Origin of the sequence: Streptomyces sp. NPDC093018 (assembly GCF_040684035.1) — a bacterium.
GTDB classification, from domain to species: Bacteria; Actinomycetota; Actinomycetes; order Streptomycetales; family Streptomycetaceae; genus Streptomyces; species Streptomyces murinus.
On the sequence record NZ_JBFBFF010000008.1, the window covers coordinates 1 to 17,091 of the forward strand.

Annotated in this window: 15 protein-coding genes; 8 read left to right on the forward strand and 7 right to left on the reverse strand. The window is 71.5% G+C overall.

The window, feature by feature from the left end; all coding sequences use genetic code 11:
* Positions 1–238: 238 nt before the first annotated feature.
* The 4 genes from AB0N90_RS19220 to AB0N90_RS19235 form a co-directional block, all read right to left on the reverse strand.
* Entirely contained in the window at positions 239–820 is a 582-nt protein-coding gene (locus tag AB0N90_RS19220; protein WP_365198073.1) for a hypothetical protein, read from the reverse strand.
* A gap of 62 nt (positions 821–882) precedes the next feature.
* A complete protein-coding gene (locus tag AB0N90_RS19225) occupies positions 883–1,305 on the reverse strand; it encodes a RidA family protein (protein ID WP_361676041.1) in 423 nt (140 codons plus the stop codon).
* A gap of 53 nt (positions 1,306–1,358) precedes the next feature.
* Positions 1,359–2,120 carry an IclR family transcriptional regulator gene (locus AB0N90_RS19230; RefSeq protein WP_085566320.1) on the reverse strand — a complete coding sequence of 254 codons (762 nt, stop codon included), beginning with the start codon at positions 2,118–2,120 and terminating at the stop codon, positions 1,359–1,361.
* Positions 2,117–3,142 carry a sugar kinase gene (locus AB0N90_RS19235; RefSeq protein WP_365198578.1) on the reverse strand — a complete coding sequence of 342 codons (1,026 nt, stop codon included), beginning with the start codon at positions 3,140–3,142 and terminating at the stop codon, positions 2,117–2,119. Before AB0N90_RS19235 ends, AB0N90_RS19230 begins: the two co-directional genes overlap by 4 nt.
* Before the next feature lie 167 nt (positions 3,143–3,309).
* On the opposite strand from AB0N90_RS19235, the gene AB0N90_RS19240 reads away from it, so the two are divergent.
* Both AB0N90_RS19240 and AB0N90_RS19245 read left to right on the forward strand, forming a co-directional pair.
* The gene (locus AB0N90_RS19240) at positions 3,310–4,581 is read left to right on the forward strand and encodes an alanine racemase (RefSeq protein ID WP_365198077.1); all 1,272 of its coding nucleotides are present in this window, start codon (positions 3,310–3,312) and stop codon (positions 4,579–4,581) included.
* A 66-nt stretch (positions 4,582–4,647) separates the two neighbouring features.
* The gene (locus AB0N90_RS19245) at positions 4,648–6,303 is read left to right on the forward strand and encodes a D-aminoacylase (protein WP_365198079.1); all 1,656 of its coding nucleotides are present in this window, start codon (positions 4,648–4,650) and stop codon (positions 6,301–6,303) included.
* An 18-nt stretch (positions 6,304–6,321) separates the two neighbouring features.
* Here the strand turns inward: AB0N90_RS19245 and AB0N90_RS19250 are convergent, their stop codons facing one another.
* Both AB0N90_RS19250 and AB0N90_RS19255 read right to left on the reverse strand, forming a co-directional pair.
* Positions 6,322–7,194 carry a serine protease gene (locus AB0N90_RS19250; RefSeq protein ID WP_365198082.1) on the reverse strand — a complete coding sequence of 291 codons (873 nt, stop codon included), beginning with the start codon at positions 7,192–7,194 and terminating at the stop codon, positions 6,322–6,324.
* Between the two features lie 179 nt (positions 7,195–7,373).
* On the reverse strand, positions 7,374–7,820 hold the full coding sequence (locus AB0N90_RS19255) for a hypothetical protein (protein WP_365198085.1): 447 nt from the start codon (positions 7,818–7,820) through the stop codon (positions 7,374–7,376).
* Between the two features lie 743 nt (positions 7,821–8,563).
* Between AB0N90_RS19255 and AB0N90_RS19260 the strand changes: the two genes are divergently transcribed.
* The 6 genes from AB0N90_RS19260 to AB0N90_RS19285 all read left to right on the forward strand — a co-directional run bounded on the left by AB0N90_RS19260 (position 8,564) and on the right by AB0N90_RS19285 (position 14,853).
* On the forward strand, positions 8,564–9,775 hold the full coding sequence (locus tag AB0N90_RS19260; RefSeq protein WP_037662864.1) for a pyridoxal phosphate-dependent aminotransferase: 1,212 nt from the start codon (positions 8,564–8,566) through the stop codon (positions 9,773–9,775).
* Between the two features lie 117 nt (positions 9,776–9,892).
* Positions 9,893–10,312 (forward strand): hypothetical protein, encoded by a 420-nt coding sequence (locus AB0N90_RS19265; RefSeq protein ID WP_365198088.1) that lies wholly within the window; start codon positions 9,893–9,895, stop codon positions 10,310–10,312.
* 159 nt (positions 10,313–10,471) lie between these two features.
* Positions 10,472–11,548 (forward strand): hypothetical protein, encoded by a 1,077-nt coding sequence (locus AB0N90_RS19270; protein WP_365198091.1) that lies wholly within the window; start codon positions 10,472–10,474, stop codon positions 11,546–11,548.
* Positions 11,549–11,562: 14 nt separating this feature from the next.
* Positions 11,563–12,729 (forward strand): toxic anion resistance protein, encoded by a 1,167-nt coding sequence (locus AB0N90_RS19275; RefSeq protein WP_365198094.1) that lies wholly within the window; start codon positions 11,563–11,565, stop codon positions 12,727–12,729.
* Entirely contained in the window at positions 12,726–14,264 is a 1,539-nt protein-coding gene (locus AB0N90_RS19280; protein WP_365198095.1) for a substrate-binding and VWA domain-containing protein, read from the forward strand. The genes AB0N90_RS19275 and AB0N90_RS19280 overlap by 4 nt, the downstream gene beginning before the upstream one ends.
* Complete coding sequence (locus AB0N90_RS19285) at positions 14,251–14,853, forward strand: hypothetical protein (protein ID WP_365198097.1); 603 nt, start codon at positions 14,251–14,253, stop codon at positions 14,851–14,853. Before AB0N90_RS19280 ends, AB0N90_RS19285 begins: the two co-directional genes overlap by 14 nt.
* Positions 14,854–15,083: 230 nt before the next feature.
* Here the strand turns inward: AB0N90_RS19285 and AB0N90_RS19290 are convergent, their stop codons facing one another.
* Complete coding sequence (locus AB0N90_RS19290; RefSeq protein ID WP_365198098.1) at positions 15,084–16,904, reverse strand: phosphoenolpyruvate carboxykinase (GTP); 1,821 nt, start codon at positions 16,902–16,904, stop codon at positions 15,084–15,086.
* Positions 16,905–17,091: the final 187 nt, after the last annotated feature.

Below are 17,091 nucleotides of genomic sequence, written 5' to 3' on the forward strand. Positions count from 1 at the left end.
CCTTTGTACTCACCCTCTCGGGCTTTCCTCCGGGCTTCCCTTCGGTGTTTCCGACTCTATCAGATCTTTCCGATCCGATTTCCTCGGTGCCTTCCGGTTCTCGCTCTCGCGTTTCCCTTGCGGCGAACCAAACTTTATCAGAAGTTCTCGGGGGGTCTGACCGCCCTCCAGCACCCCGCCGGGGCCGGATGAGGGAGCCGGCTCGCGGGGAGCCGGCTCGTGGAGAGCGGGGCGTCGGTCAGTCGCCGTCTTCGAAGTAGGCGTCCAGGACCGCGTCCAGCTGGTCGTCCCATTCCTTGAAGCGGGAGCGGGAGGCGGCCTCGATCTCGATCGGGTACCAGCGGCGGTCCGGGGTGTGCACCGTGATGGTGTAGCGCTTGCCGAAGCGGGGGGATCCCGACTCCACCGCGGCGATCTCGGCCCACTGGAACTCGCAGGCCTCCTCGTCCAGGCTGAGGCGGACGCCCTTGTGGTCGGCCACTATCCTGGCGCGGCGGTCGGCGGCCTCGAAGACCGGGCCGTCGGCGGGTGCCGCGGGCTCGTCCTCGTCAGTGTCGCCTTCCTCGGCCTCCTCGGTGGCCTTCGGCTCTCCGGATTCGCCGGGCTCCGACGGCTCTGCGGACTCGTCCGGCGCCTCGGCCTCCGGCTTCTTCGGCTCTCCCGGCTCCTCCTGCTTCGCCAAGGGCGTCGCCGGGGCCGTGATGCCCGGGATGAAGGCCGGGTCGAAGCCGGCGCCCGTCACGGGCTCGGCCTTCACCGCTTCCGCCTTCAACGCTTCGGTGTTCAACGGATTGCTGCCTGATCCTATGCGCTGCTCCACGGCGGCAGTATGGACGACTTCCCTGTGCCGGAACCAGTCAGCCCGCGCGTCGCGCCGGCAACTTACGCCACTCCAGGGGAATCGAGCACGGCGAGCGCGTCGATCTCGATCAGCAGGCCGGGCGGAAGGCCGACGTAGACCGTCGTACGGGCGGCCGGCGGCTGGGTGAGGGCCTGGGCCTCGAAGTAGGCGTTGTAGAGGTCGTTCATCTCGGCGAAGTGGTCCACGTCCGTGAGGTAGACGCGGAGCATCATCACGTCGTCCCAGCCGGCGCCGCCCTCCTCCAGGATCGACCTGACGTTGTCGAGGGTCTGGAGCGTCTGCTCGCGCAGGGTGGGGCCGACCGGGGTCGGGGGCTTGCCCTCCTCGGCGGGCAGGAAGCCGACCTGACCTGCGACCTGGAGGATGTTGCCCTTGCGCACCCCGTGGGAGAACTTCGCGGGCGGGGTGGTGTGGGTCTTCGGGGTCAGGGCGGTCTTGTCCATCGGGCCAGTCCTTTATAAGCGAAGCGTTACGAGCGGTACAGGTGTTACGGGTGTTACGGGTGTTCCGTCACCGGTGTTCTACCGGAGTACTCCGCGCTGATCGCGTCCGCCGTGCGGCGGACCAGCGGGAGGAGTGCGAGGAGTTCGTCGGCCGTGACGACCACGTTCGGGGCGGACACCGACATCGCGGCGGCCACCCGGCCCTCGGCGCCGCGGATGGGGGCGGCGACGCAGTTGATGGACTCCTCGTGGCCGCCGAGGTCGGTGGCCCAGCCCTGTTCGCGGACCTTGGCCAGTTCCTGGAGGTAGGCGTCGGCGTTCGGGGTCGAACGGGGGGTGTACGAGGGGTAGTCGAGCTTCTCCGCGACGGCGCGGCGCTCGGGTTCGGGCAGGTCGGCGAGGAGGAGCTTCGCGACGGCGGCCACGGTGAGGGCGACCGGCCTGCCGATGCGGGAGTACATGCGCACCGGGTAGCGGCTGTCGACCTTGTCGATGTAGAGGACCTCGGGGTCGTCGTACACGGCGAGGTGGACGGTGTGGCCGCACTGTTCGTTCAGCCGTACGAGGTGGGGGTGGGCGATCTCGCGGACGTCCAGGTTCTCCATCGCCTCCTGGGCGAGGGCGAAGAGGCGGGCGCCGAGGCGGTAGCGGTGATCGGACTGGCGGTAGACCAGGCCGTGTTCGTGCAGGGTGCGCAGCAGGCGCAGGGCGGTGGACTTGTGGACGCCGAGGCGGTCGGCGACCCGGCCGAGGTCGGCGGGGCCCTCGGCGAGCAGCGGCAGGATGCTCAGGGCGCGGTCGACGGTCTGACTCATGGGGTGTTGGCCTCCTCGGGGGCCCGCGCGGTCTGCGTCCAGCCGGGGGCGAGTCGCAGTCTTCCCCATGCGGCGTCGTCCAGGGCGGCGAGGTGGTCGGCGTGGGCGCGGGTCGGGGGCGGGGCGAGGTCGGTGGGGGTGGTGAGGGTGGCGGCGGCGAGGAGGTGGCCGTGCCGGAGGCGCCGGCGCAGGGGGAGGGCGCGGAGGGTGGCGGAGAGGTAGCCGGCGGCGAAGGAGTCTCCGGCGCCGATGGTCGATACGGCGGCGACGGTGGGACTCGGCTCGAAAGTGCCCTCCGGTACGGCGTTCAGGGTGGCGGTCGGCTCGTAGGTGCCCTGTGCTTGCCGGTGGAAGGCCGTGGCTCCCGTCGCCCCCTGTTTCACCACCAGTGCCCCCGGCTCCCGCAGCACCCTCCTGATCGCCCCCGGTCCTCCCGTCGCTCTCCACACCTGCGCCGCCTCGTCCTCGCCCACGAAGACGATGTCCGCCCGGCGGGCCAGCTCCAGCAGGGTTCGGGCGGCGTCTTTGCCCCGCCACAGGGCCGGGCGGTAGTTGATGTCGAAGGAGATCAGGGGGCGGTCGGCGGCCGGGGCCGTCAGTCGGTGGAGGAGGGCGTGGCAGTCCGCCGACAGGGCCGCGGTGATCCCCGACAGATGCAGGATCCGGCAGTCCCGTACCGCGTTCATGTCCACGTTCGCCGGAGACATCGCCGACGCCGCCGATCCCGCCCGGTAGTACGCCACCTCGTGCGCCCCCGAGCCCCGGTCCGCCGCCGTACGGAAGTAGACGCCGGTCGGGCGGGAGGGATCGCGTCGTACCGTCGAGACGTCCACCCCGTACTCCGCGACGCCCGCCACCACGCACTCCCCGAATCCGTCCGTGCCCACCCGGCTCACCCAGCGGGCCGAGTGGCCGAGCGCCGCCATCGCGCAGGCCACGTTGGACTCCGCGCCGCCGACGGCGCGGGAGAAGGCGGGCACGTCGGACAGCGGGCCGGGGCGGGTGGGGACGAGGGTGACCATGGATTCGCCCAGCGCGACGATGTCCACTCCCGAAACCCCCAAGCGTCGGCGGTGTCACTCCGTTGACCCGTTGTCGGCGAGATGCTAGACAGCAGTGAGCACTGCATGCAATGAACGTTGCACAGAATGCATCGGCAAGGGCACGCGCCGGACGAAGAAGGGCTCCCATGGACACCGAAGCGCTCGACCGGCTGGCCGAGGAACGCGTCGACCACCGCTTCAAGGGCCTCCCGCCGGGCGCCCGCGGTCTCCTTGTCGGGGAGCTGGCCGCCCAGCGGCGCAATCTGTTCGACGCGGACGGCGGATTCACCACTCCCCTGCTCGTCCTGTCCGCCGAGCGCCTGGCGCACAACCTCGCGCTCATGGAGTCGTACACCGCCCGCCACGGTCTGGCGTTCGCGCCGCACGGCAAGACCTCCATGGCGCCGCAGCTGTTCCGGCGCCAGATCGAGCACGGCGCCTGGGGGATCACGCTGGCCGTGCCCCACCAGGTGCACGTCGCACGGGAGTTCGGCGTCCAGCGGATCTTTCTCGCCAATGAGCTGGTCGACGCCGCGGCCCTGCGCTGGCTCGCCGGTGAGCTCGCCGCGGACCCCGGTTTCCGCTTCGTCTGCTACGTCGACTCCGTGCGCGGTGTGGAGCTGATGGACGCGGCGCTCGCGGGGGCCGCCCGGCCGGTGGACGTGGTCGTGGAGCTGGGCGCGGGCGAGCGGGCCCGTACGGGTGTCCGTACGGCGGCGGACGCGCGGGCCGTCGCCGAGGCGGCCGGGCGGGCGCGGGCGCTGCGGCTCGTCGGGGTGGCGGGGTACGAGGCCCAGGTGCCGGACGCCGACCCGGAGCGGGTCCGCGCCTGGCTGGATCAACTCGTCACCCTCGCGGTCGAGTTCGACCGGGACGGGCTGTTCGGGGGCGCCGAGGAGATCGTCGTCAGCGCCGGTGGCAGCGAGTGGTTCGATGTCGTGGCCGAGGTGTTCGCCAAGATTCCCGCACTGTCCCGCCCGGTGCTCAGGCTGCTGCGCTCCGGTGCGTACGTCTCGCACGACGATGTGCACTACAGCGAGCTGACCCCGTTCAACCGGGTGCCCGAGGAGGGCGCGCTGGAGCCCGCGTTCCGGCTGTGGGCGCAGGTGGTCTCGCGGCCCTCGGCGACGGAGGCGTTCGTGAACGCGGGGAAGCGGGACGTCTCGTACGACCTCGATCTGCCGGTGGCGCGGGTGGTGCGCCGGGACGGTGCCGAGCGGCCGGCGGCCGGTATCGAGGTGACCGCGCTGTCCGACCAGCATCTGTGGCTGCGTACCGGTGCCGACGCGGATCTCCGGGTGGGCGACTGGATCGGCTTCGGGCTGTCCCATCCGTGCACGGTCTTCGAGAAGTGGCAGCTCATCCCGGTGGCGGAGGCGGACGGCACGGTGGTGGACTACATCCGCACCTACTTCTAGAGCAGAAGACTTCTAGAGCAGAAAAGCCAGAGCGGGGCAGCCACCGGAACGGTCGGGGAGGCCGGCATGGAAGACCTGGTCGTGCGGGACGCCGAGGTGGTCGACGGCAGCGGCGAGCCGTCGTACCGGGCGGATGTGGTCGTCGACGGCGGGCGGATCGTCTCCATCGTCAAGGAGGCCGCGGCGGCCGGTTGCCAACGGCCGCGGGCGATGCGGGAGTTGGATGCCGAGGGTCTTGTCCTCTCCCCCGGGTTCATCGACATGCACGCCCACTCCGACCTCGCGCTGCTCCGCGACCCCGACCACAGCGCCAAGGCCGCGCAGGGGGTCACCCTGGAGGTGATCGGGCAGGACGGGCTGTCGTACGCGCCGGTGGACGAGCGGACGCTGGCCCAGGTGCGCCGGGCGATCGCCGGGTGGAACGGGTACGGCGAGGACATCGACTTCGACTGGCGCACGGTCGGGGAGTACCTCGACCGTCTTGACCACGGGTTCGAGGGGCGCGGGATCGCCGTGAACGCCGCCTATCTGATCCCGCAGGGCACCGTCCGCGCGCTCGTCATGGGGTGGGAGGACCGGCCCGCTACCGCCGAAGAGCTGCGCCGTATGCGGGAGTTGGTGGCGCAAGGGCTGGCGCAGGGGGCCGTCGGACTGTCCTCCGGGCTCACCTACACCCCGGGGATGTACGCCGACGACGCCGAACTGACCGAGCTGTGCCGGGTGGTGGCGTCGTACGGCGGCTACTACTGCCCGCATCACCGGTCCTACGGCGCCGGCGCGCTGGACGCCTACGCCGAGATGGTGGCGCTGGCCCGGGCGGCGGGCTGCCCGCTGCATCTGGCGCACGCCACCATGAACTTCGGGGTGAACGAGGGGCGCGCCGATGAGCTGACCGCACTGCTCGACCGCGCCCTGGACGCGGGCGCGGACATCACGTTCGACACGTACCCCTACACGCCCGGCTGCACCACCCTGGCCGCGCTGCTGCCGAGCTGGGCGAGCGAGGGCGGCCCGGCACAGGTGCTGGCCCGGCTCGCGGACCCGGCGACGGCCGAGCGCATCCGGCGGGAGCTGGAGGTGACCGGTTCGGACGGCTGTCACGGTGTGCCGGTGGCGTGGGAGACGGTCGAGGTCTCCGGGGTGGCCGACCCGGCGCTCGGCGCGTATGCGGGGCGCACCGTAAGGGAGTTGGCGGCGGAACGGTCCCGGTCGCCGTGGGAGGTCGCCCGGCGGCTGCTGATCGAGGACCGGCTCGGCACGACCGTCCTCCAGCACGTCGGCCATGAGGACAATGTGCGCGCCCTGATGCGCCACCGCGCCCACACCGGGGGCTCCGACGGCATCCTGCGGGGCGCGAAGCCGCACCCGCGGGCGTACGGCACCTTCCCGCGCTATCTCGGGCACTACGTACGGGAGTTGGGCGTGCTGTCGCTGGAGGAGTGCGTCGCCCGGCTCACCGCGCGGCCCGCGGCCCGGCTGCGGTTGCCGGACCGGGGCCTGGTGCGCGAGGGGTACCGGGCGGACCTGGTGCTGTTCGACCCGGGGACGGTCGCGCCCGGCGCCACGTTCGAGGCGCCCCGGACGCTGCCCACAGGCATCCCGTACGTCCTCGTCGACGGCCGCTTCGTCATCGAGGACGGCAGGCGGACGGACGTGCTCGCGGGCCGGTCCGTCCGCCGGACGCCGACACCGACATCGAGGCCGATGCCGACGCCGGGGTGAGCGCCGTGCCTCTGTGTCCTACGGCTTGGGCAGGGTGCAGCCGGCCGCGCTCAGGTTCAGCTTGTTGCCGGTGGTGAAGCAGGCCGGGATCCCGTACGTCTCCTCGGCGTAGTTGGTGCCCTGGTGGACGGTGACGTTGCCGTTCGCGTCCACCTCGCACGGGTTGTTGACGGTGCAGCGCTCCCCGTCCTCGTTGCCCGTGTTGTTGACGGCGACGACCTTGCCGGTGCTGGTGTCGATGACCGGGGAGCCGGAGGTGCCGCCGATGGTGTTGCAGCTGGAGGTGTAGCGGATGGAGTCCTTCCAGGTCCAGTCGCCCTCCTTCAGCTGGTTGACGAAGCCGTCGATGCTGCAGCTGTAGGTCGTCTTCCAGTAGCCGGAGACGACCTTGATGGCGGTGCCCGCGGTCGGGTGGGTGTCGCTGAGGGTGAGCGGGCTGATGCCGTAGGAGCTCTTGATCTGCGCGTAGGTGGTGTTGAGGCGGTAGATCGTGATGTCCGTGTCGGTCATCGTGGAGTAGACGACCTGGTTGGCGCGCAGGGTGGCTATCTTGCTGCCGCTCGCGTTCAGCAGGCCGAAGGTACGGCTGGAGGACTGGCCGGTGATGACCTCACCGGGGTCGGGGAAGCCGGTCTCCAGGCAGTGGCCGTTGGACAGCACCAACGCCGGGTCGCTGTCGGCGGAGTTGGGGAAGCGGATCACCGAGCCGGAGCAGTCGCTGAGCGAGACGGTGCCGGCGAAGTTGACGGTGACGGCGGGCGACTTCGCCTTGAGCGCCGGGGAGTCGGCGTGCGCGGCGGGGGCCGCGGTGAGTGGGGCGGCGACCGCGGGAGCCGCGCCCAGCCCGGCCAGGGCCAGGGCGGACAGCGCGGCGAGGAGAGGCTTGTTCATGTGGGGGTCCCCTCTTACGACGGCGGCGACCGGAGGGATTTCCGGTCGCCCGCTGTGTTGTCATGCGCATTCTCGGTGCATCGAGGGGACGGGAACAAGAAGCCGGATCAGGTCGTAGGGGTTTCCCTGTGCGACGCCTGTGATCAACTCTCTTGATTCCCGGATGACTTGAGGACGGGTCAGCGGGGGTGCCCGCCGTGGCCGTGGCCCCTGCCGCCGGACGGGAAGTGCGGGGTGAGCGTGGTGGCCGTCGGCGCCGGGGGTGGCGCACCGGCCGTCGCGGGCGGCGGGGCGGAGGCGGTGGGGGTGGTGGGGGTGGTGGGGGTGGTGGGCGTCGGGCGGAGGTCGGTGGCCCTGACGGCCGCGATCGGGGGCGTGGCCGGGGCGGAGGACGTAGGGGTGGAGGACGTAGGGGTGGAGGACGTAGGGGTGGAGGCGGGCTCCGGGGATCTCGCGGGCGCCGGATCGGTCACCGAGGGAGCCGCCGAGGCCGCGGCCCCCGCGTCGTCCGTGCCCGCGCTCGCCGTGGCGTCGGCGCGGCCGCTCTCCCGGTGCCGGGACTCGGCCGGGGCGCCCGAACCCGTCACACCGGCGATCAGCGTGACCGTCCCGGCGACCCCGAGCACCCCGGCGACGACCGCGGGCCGCCGCCGGCCGTCCCGGTGCCGCCGCTCCCGGCGACGGCGCTCGGCCCGGCCCGCGCCGAGGGCCGGGGACGGCCGAGGGCCGGGGACGGGCCCACACCGGGCGCCTCGGGGCCGGAAGGACCGGGACCGGCCGTCGCGACCGACGCCCCCAAGTTCGTCCCCGAGGTCACCCTCGAAGCCACCTCCAAGGCCGACTCCGCGATCGCCCCGAGGCCGCTCCCCCGAGCGGCATGCCCGAAGCGAACCCGACCGGGACCGGCCGGACCGGGACCGACGGGCACGCCGACCCTCGCCGCCCGCGCCGCCCCCGCTTCCCCGGAATCCCGCGCCGCCCCCACTCCCCCAAAACCCCTCGGAACCCCAGCGCTCTCCGGAACCCCAGCCCCCTCCGTCCCCACCGGCCCCTGCGGCCCGAACTCGGTGATCGGCGGCAGCTCCCGCGTCTCGTCGTACGCGTTCTGCCGGCCGTGCGCGGCGGCGGGATCGGCGTACTCCTCGTACGCCGGGGCGGGGCCCGGCCGTGGCCGGAAGGAGGACGCCGCCCCCCGCGCCGGGCGCGCCGGGCGCCTTCGGCTCGTACTCACGTTCGCTGGACACGACAGCGGATTCCAGGGAGACGCGGCGGGGTCCCGGCGACCGTAGGGGCAATCCGGGGCAAAACCACGTCTCGCGTGGTGGAAAACACCACCCATGGACGGCCGCGGCGTCCTAAGCTCGCGCGTATGCAGGTGATCCAGTCGACCAAGCTCGCCAATGTCTGTTACGAGATCCGGGGCCCGGTTCTCGAGGAGGCCATGCGGCTGGAGGCGGCGGGACACCGCATCCTCAAGCTCAATACGGGCAACCCCGCGGCGTTCGGCTTCGAGTGCCCGCCGGAGATCCTGGAGGACATCCTCCGCAATGTCTCCACGGCCCATGGGTACGGCGACGCCAAGGGGCTGCTGGCCGCCCGGCGCGCGGTCGTCATGCACAACCAGACCCTCGGCATCGACACGGACGTCGAGCACGTCTTCATCGGCAACGGCGTCTCCGAGCTGATCGTGATGGCGATGCAGGGCCTGCTGGACGACGGCGACGAGGTCCTCGTACCGGCGCCGGACTACCCGCTGTGGACGGCCGCGGTCTCCCTGTCCGGCGGCACTCCGGTGCACTACCGCTGCGACGAGCAGTCCGACTGGATGCCCGACCTCGCCGACATCGAGCGCAAGGTCAGCGACCGCACCAAGGCGATCGTCATCATCAACCCGAACAACCCCACGGGCGCGGTCTACGACGAGGCCATGCTCAAGGGGCTGACGGACATCGCCCGCCGCCACAATCTGCTGGTCTGCTCCGACGAGATCTACGACAAGATCCTGTACGACGGCGCCACGCACACTCCGACCGCCAAGATCGCCCCCGATCTGCTGACGCTGACCTTCAACGGCATGTCGAAGGCGTACCGGGTGGCCGGTTACCGGGTGGGCTGGATGTCGATCTCCGGCCCGCGCGCCCACGCCGACTCCTATATCGAGGGCCTGACGATCCTGGCGAACATGCGGCTGTGCGCCAATATGCCGGGGCAGCACGGTGTGGTCGCCGCGCTGAGCGGACGCCAGACGATCCAGGACCTGGTGCTGCCGGGCGGCCGGCTGAAGGAGCAGATGGACACGGCGTACGAGCTGCTGACGCAGATCCCGGGCGTGAGCTGTGTACGGCCGAGGGGTGCGCTGTACCTCTTCCCGCGGCTCGACCCGCAGGTGTTCAAGATCCGGGACGACCGGCAGATGGTCCTCGATCTGCTGCGCCAGGAGAAGATCATGGTGGTGCAGGGCACGGGCTTCAACTGGCCCGAGCCGGACCACTTCCGCGTGGTCACCCTGCCGAGCGTCGGGGATCTCAAGGACGCGGTGACGCGGATCGGAACCTTCCTGGACGGGTACGGGCAGCCATAGACAGGGGCGTCATCGTACGGCGGTCCGTAGTCGACGGGCTTCAATCTGTGACCCGACTCAACTTTAGACGAAATCCAAGCTAGGATGGTTTCCTGTCAGAGCACAGGAGGCCGTCCCATGTACGAACCGATCCGCACGAAGTCGGTCCACAGCACGATGGCCGGCACCTCCGACTTCCCCCACCGGTCGCGCGAGGAGGAGCTGGACATCCAGCTCGCCGGACATCTGTCGGCACTGCTCGCGGTCACCGACGAGCTGCGTGCGCAGGCCCCCTCGGCCGACCTGGACGCGGCCGCGGACCGGCTGGTCGCGCAGGTGTGCCGGCTCCGCGGCGGCGCGCCGCTGCGGGCGACGCCGGGTGCCGCCCCCGGGAATCCGGTGGCCCTGCACCGCCGCGCCCATGCCCTGGCCGGGCGCGCCCTGGTGGTCGCCGCCTCCCGGGCGGACACCGCGGTGGCGATCCTGGCCGCCGAGCGGATGGACGCCCACACGGCCGCGCTGGCCGCCGACCCGAGGGAACTCACCGCCACCGGCTGAACCCCGGGCCACCCCTGATCGGCCCCGGTCCGCGCGCACCCGCAGCGACGCGCGGACCGGGTGCCCCAGCTCGCGCGTTGCAGTGCCGGGGCCGACCCGTCACCCGGCGTTCACCGGTCGCGCCCGGGAATGTGGAGTTCCGGGAGGACCCTCGCCCGCGTGAAGAGAATCGCGGGAATCGTCCTCGCGGTGCTGCTCATCGGTGGCGTGGTGGCCGCCGTCGTAGCGGGCCGGCACGGGGAGGACAAGGGCACGGCAACGAAGACCGTGCGAGGGGTGATCGGTTCGGAGAAGGCGGACTTCTTCGCCGATCCCGATGTGGTGAAGGCCCTCGCCGCCAAGGGCTACACCGTGAAGGCCGACACCTCGGGGTCCTGGGCCATGGACGGACTGGATCTGAAGGGCGACGACTTCGCGTTCCCCTCCAGCCAGGCGCCCGCCGACCAGCTGGCACGGAAGTACCACGCGCAGGAGCCGCTGCCGCGGCCCTTCTACTCGCCGCTGGTGGTCGTGGCGCACCGCAGCGCGGCCGGGGTGCTGGCCGCGAACGGGCTGGCCGTGCTGGACGGCGCGCACCGCGGCACCCTGAAGATGTCCGCCTACCTCGACGCCGCCCGGCACAACCGGACCTGGCAGCAGCTCAAGGGGGCGTCCGCGCACGGTGAGTTGAGCGGGACGCTGTACATCTCCAGCACCGATCCGGAGTCCTCCAACTCCGGTGCCCTGTACCTCGCCGCGGCCTCCTACGTCGCCAACGGCGGCAAGGTCGTGGCGGGCGACGCCGACATCGACCGCACCGCTCCCCTGCTGCACCAGCTGGTCAGCGTCCAGGGCGCCCAGCAGTCCAGTTCGGACGGGGTGTTCCGGGACTTCATCACCGGGGTGGGCAATCCGCTGGTCCTTGTGTACGAGTCGCAGGTCGCGGCGCTGCTCGAACAGGAGCACGGCGCGGACGACCTGGTGGTCCTGTACCCGGACACCACGGTCAACAGCGACCACACCGTCGTACCGCTGGACGCGGCCGGGCGGGCGTTCGGGGAGCTGCTGAGCACCGATCCGACGCTGCGGATGCTCGCCGTCCGGCACGGCTTCCGGCCGCAGGGCGACACCACCGAGTTCCTCGGGCAGACGTCCCGCCTCACCGCCTATCTCAACCAGAAGCTCACCGGTGTCCGGCAGGCGCCCGTGCCCACCTCCCCGGTGCTGCACGAGATGGCCCGCCGGGCCCGCGGATGACGGGGGAGCACCAGATGACAGACACCGAAGGGGACTTCGTCCTCACACCGCCCGAGGCGGTCGCGCCCGTGCCCGGACAGAAGGCGGGCGGTCTCGTGCCCGTCGAGGACGGGGTGCGTACCGAAATGGCCCGCAAGGCCACGGCGTTCGTCGGGGAGCTGGCCCGACTCGACGCCCGTTCGCCGGAGTTCACCGGGAAGGTCGGCGAGATCACCGCGCTGGGCGCCGGGGAGATGCGCACCGCCGCCGCCCAGTCCAACCGGATACTGGAGCGGGCCGTGCGCAGCCTGCCCGACCAGGGCCAGGACGCGCAGGCCCGGGTCGCAGGATCGCTGGTGGAGCTGCGCCGGGTGGTGGAGGACCTGGACCCGCGGGACCTGCCCGCGAGCCGGGGGCGCCGCTTCCTCTCCCGGCTGCCCGGCGGCAACAGGCTGCGCGACCATCTCGCCAAGTACGCCTCCGCACAGGGCACGTTGAACCGGATCGTCGGCGGCCTGCGCGGTGGCCAGGACGAACTGCGCAGGGACAACGCGGCGTTGGGGACCGAGCGGGTCCGGCTGTGGGAGACCATGGGCAGGCTCCAGGAGTACGTGGTGCTCACCGAGGCCCTGGACGCGGCCGTCGAGGAGCACATCGCGCGGACCGCCGACCCGCAGGAGGCGGACGCCCTGCGTGCCGATGTGCTCTTCCCGGTGCGGCAGAAGCACCAGGACCTGCTGACCCAGCTGGCGGTGTGCGCCCAGGGCTATCTCGCCATGGACGTCGTGCGCCGCAACAACGACGAGCTGATCAAGGGCGTCGACCGGGCCGCGACCACCACGGTCTCCGCGCTGCGCATCTCGGTGATGCTGGCCACCGCGCTGGACGACCAGAAGAAGGTGATCGAGCAGGTCAACGCGTTGCGCGGGACCACCGAGGAGCTGATCCGGGGCAACGCCGAGATGCTCGCCACGCAGAGCGGCGAGATCCAGCGGATCGCCGCCGACCCGGCGGTCGGCGTGGAGACCCTGCGCTCGGCGTTCCAGCAGATCTACCGCACCCTCGACACCATCGACGGCTACAAGGTGCGGGCGACCGAGGCGATGGCCACCACGGTCCGCTCCCTGACCGATGAACTGGCCGCCGCCACGGCCTATTTGGAGCGCAGCCGGACACAGGGCGCGCTGGAGGGACCGGCATGAGACGACACGGCGTACTCGCCCTGGCCGCCACCGCGGCGGTCCTGCTCGGCGGCTGCACCTCGCAGCCGCACCGGGACGACCCGGCGGCGCCGAAGCCCGGCACCCTGCGGGTGCTGGCCTCCAGCGAACTCAGCGACATGACGGCCGTGTTCGACCGGGTGCGCAAGGACACCGGCATCACGATCCGGCCCACCTACATGGGCACCCTGGACGCCGTGGACCTGGTGGCCCGGGGCAAGGCCGACGGACGGTACGACGCGCTGTGGCTGTCCTCGGACGACTCGCTGCGGCTACGGCCCGAGGCGGCGAAGCGGGTGGTCTCCGAGACCCCGGTGATGTCCAGCCCGGTCGCCATCGGCGTGCGGCCGGCCACCGTCAAGGCCCTCGGCTGGAAACCGGAGCTGGTCACCTGGACGCAGATCGAACAGGCCGTGCGGGACGGCAAGTTGACGTACGGCATGACCGACCCGGCCCGCTCCAACTCCGGCTTCGCCACCCTGGTCTCGGTCGCCTCGGCGATGTCCGGCGCCCAGTCGGCGCTCACCGACGCCGATGTCGCAAGGGCCACGCCCCGGCTGAAGGAGTTCTTCAAGGGGCAGCAGCTGACCTCGGGTTCCTCGGGCTGGCTGGCCTCCGCCTACAAGCGGCGCGGCTCGGTCGACGCCCTGTTCAACTACGAGTCGGTCCTGGCGGGCATCCCGGGCCTGACCGTGATCCGCCCCCGGGACGGCGTGGTCACCGCCGACTACCCGTTCTCCTCGCTGGCCTCGGCGGACGAGGGCACCCGCGAGGAGGTCCGGCGGGTGACCGCGGAGCTGCGCGGCGACGCCGTGCAGAAGCTGATCACCGACACCACGCACCGCCGCCCGGTGGTCCCCTCGGTGCCGCCCGCCGCCGGGCTCGACACCGGCCGACGGCGTGAACTGCCCTTCCCCGGCAGCCGTTCCGTCGCCGACGGCCTCATCCAGTCGTACGAGAACAAGCTGCGCCGCCCTTCTCGCACGGTGTACGTCCTGGACACCTCGGGCTCGATGGACGGCGACCGGATCACATCGCTGAAGGCGGCGCTGACCGCGCTCACCGGTGACTTCCGGGACCGGGAGGAGGTGACGCTGATGCCGTTCGGGTCGACCGTGAAGAGCGTGCGCACCCATGTGGTCGACCCGAAGGACCCGAAGGCGGGCCTGGCCGCCATCCGCCGGGACACCGACGCGCTCAGCGCCGACGGCGGCACCGCGATCTACACCTCGCTGGAGCAGGCGTACGACCATCTCGGCGGCGGCACCGGCACGTTCACCTCGATCGTGCTGATGACCGACGGGGAGAACACCGCGGGGGCCGAGGCCGGGGACTTCGACGGCTTCTACCGGGGGCTCGGCGGCGCGCGGCGGGACATCCCGGTCTTCCCGATCCTGTTCGGCGACTCCTCGCGCGCCGAGCTCCAGCACATCGCCGATCTGACCGGCGGCCGCCTCTTCGACGCCCGGCAGGGCTCGCTGGACGGCGCCTTCGAGGAGATCCGTGGCTACCAGTAGGGTCCTCGGCTACCTGGAGTCCCGCAAGAACCTCAGCGGCGCCGGGTGCGGTCTGGCCGGTCTGGTGCTGACCTTCACCGGGGTCGCGGGGCCGTACTGGCCGGTGGTGGTCGCGGGGCTGTACGGCGCGGGCGCGCTGCTCGCCCCGCCGGAGCGGCCGGCGCCGCCCGACTTCCCGAGTCCTTCGGCCCAACTGGAGGAGATCCTGGCCGACTTCGAGAAGCTGGCGGGGTATCTCGCGGACATCGACCTGCCGCCGGCCGCCGCGAGCGCGCTCACCGGGCTGACCGAGCTGCTGGGGGCGCTGCTGGCGCCGGGCTGGGTCGCCGAGGCCCTCGCCCGGGACCCGGAGGGCGTGCACGCCGTCTCCCGGACGGTGCGCAGGGACGTACCGGAGGCCGTGGACACCTTCGTACGGACCCGCTGGTGGACCCGGCTGACCCCCGGCGCGGAGCCTCCGGAGCGGCATCTGGAGCGCCAGTTGGGCCTGTTGACGGAAGAGGCCGAGCAGCTGGCTTCGGCGCTGCGGGACGCGGAGGCCCGGCGGCAGGAGTCGCACACGCGGTATCTGGAGGACCGCCGGCAGTAGCTCCGCGCGGACATGGAAGCAGGTCGGCCGCCCGCTCCGCACGGGAACGGCGACGGCCCCGCACGGGTACGGCGGCGGCCCCGCGCAGGAACCGGCGACGGCTCCGCACGGGAACGCCCGAGGGCCCCGCACGCCATTGTGCGGGGCCCTCTGCGGGTTTCCGCGGCCGGCCTTCGTGACGACTATTGCTGGTCAGGGCTAGTCGGACCGGCCGCGGAGCTTCTTCGGTGTCAGCCCAGGCGCTCGACGAGCGCGCGGTACTGGTCCCACAGCTCCTTCGGGGTGTGCTCGCCGAAGGTGTCGAGGTGACCGGGCACCAGCGCGGCCTCCTCGCGCCAGACCTCCTTGTCGACCGTGAGCAGGAAGTCCAGGTCGGAGTCGGACAGTTCGAGGCCGTCGGTGTCCAGCGCGTCCTTGGTGGGCAGCACGCCGATCGGGGTCTCGACGCCCGCGGCCCTGCCGTCCAGGCGCTCCACGATCCACTTCAGGACGCGGGAGTTCTCGCCGAAGCCGGGCCAGACAAACTTGCCCTCGTCGTTCTTGCGGAACCAGTTGACGTAGTAGATCTTCGGCAGCTTGGACTGGTCCTTGTCCTTGGCCATGTTGATCCAGTGCGCCATGTAGTCGCCCATGTTGTAGCCGCAGAACGGCAGCATGGCGAACGGGTCGCGGCGCAGCTCGCCGACCTTGCCCTCGGCCGCGGCGGTCTTCTCGGAGGCCACGTTGGCGCCGAGGAAGACGCCGTGGTCCCAGTCGAAGGACTCGGTCACCAGCGGCACCGCGCTGGCGCGGCGGCCGCCGAAGAGGATCGCGGAGATCGGCACGCCCTTGGGGTCCTCCCACTCGGGCGCGATGATCGGGCACTGCGAAGCGGGCACGGTGAAGCGGGCGTTGGGGTGGGCGGCCGGGGTGTCGCTGTCCGGCGTCCAGTCGTTGCCCTTCCAGTCCGTGAGGTGGGCCGGGGTCTCCTGGGTCATGCCCTCCCACCAGACGTCGCCGTCGTCGGTGAGCGCCACATTGGTGAAGACCGAGTTGCCCCACAGGGTCTTCATGGCGTTGGCGTTGGTGTGCTCGCCGGTGCCGGGCGCGACGCCGAAGAAGCCCGCCTCGGGGTTGATCGCGTACAGGCGGCCGTCCGCGCCGAAGCGCATCCAGGCGATGTCGTCGCCGATGGTCTCCACGGTCCAGCCGGAGACGGTGGGCTCCAGCATGGCGAGGTTGGTCTTGCCGCAGGCGCTCGGGAAGGCGGCGGCCACGTACTTGGCCTCGCCCTGCGGCGGGGTGAGCTTGAGGATCAGCATGTGCTCGGCGAGCCAGCCCTCGTCACGGGCCATGACGGAGGCGATGCGCAGCGCGTAGCACTTCTTGCCGAGCAGGGCGTTGCCGCCGTAGCCCGAGCCGTACGACCAGATCTCGCGCGCCTCGGGGAAGTGGGAGATGAACTTGGTCTGGCTGCACGGCCACGGCACGTCCGCCTGGCCGGCCTCCAGCGGGGCGCCCACGGAGTGGACGGCCTTGACGAAGAAGCCGTCCTCGCCCAGCTCGTCCAGGACGGCCTGGCCCATGCGCGTCATGGTGCGCATGGAGACGGCGACATAGGCGGAGTCGGTGATCTCGACGCCGAGCGCGGACAGCGGGGAGCCGAGCGGGCCCATGCAGAAGGGGACGACGTACAGGGTGCGGCCGCGCATGGAGCCGCGGAACAGGCCCTTGTCGCCGGCGAAGATCTCCCGCATCTCGGCGGGGGCCTTCCAGTTGTTGGTCGGGCCCGCGTCCTCCTCCTTCTCGGAGCAGATGAAGGTGCGGTCCTCGACGCGCGCCACGTCGCTCGGGTCGGAGGCGGCGAGGTAGGAGTGGGGGCGCTTGATCGGGTCGAGTTTCTTGAAGGTGCCCTTCGCCACGAGCTCCTCGCACAGGCGCTCGTACTCGGCCTCGGATCCGTCACACCAGACCACGTTGTCCGGCTGCGTCAGTTCGGCGATCTCGTTGACCCACGAGATCAGTTCCTGGTGGCGGGTGGGAACGCTGGTAGCCGAGTTGTCGCGCGCCACGGTTGCTCCTAAGTGAGGGATTTTGTCCTTGTTCGCCCCGTGGGGGCTGCGACCCGGACGCTTCGCTGTCGCTCATCCGGTGCCGACTGCACTCATTTGATCATCCGCCTGGTCCGCCCATCTGTCCAGGGGGTCTCACAGGTGAGCGAAGTGAGCTGAGCCACGCTTCCTGCGGCGTTTGCGTTTT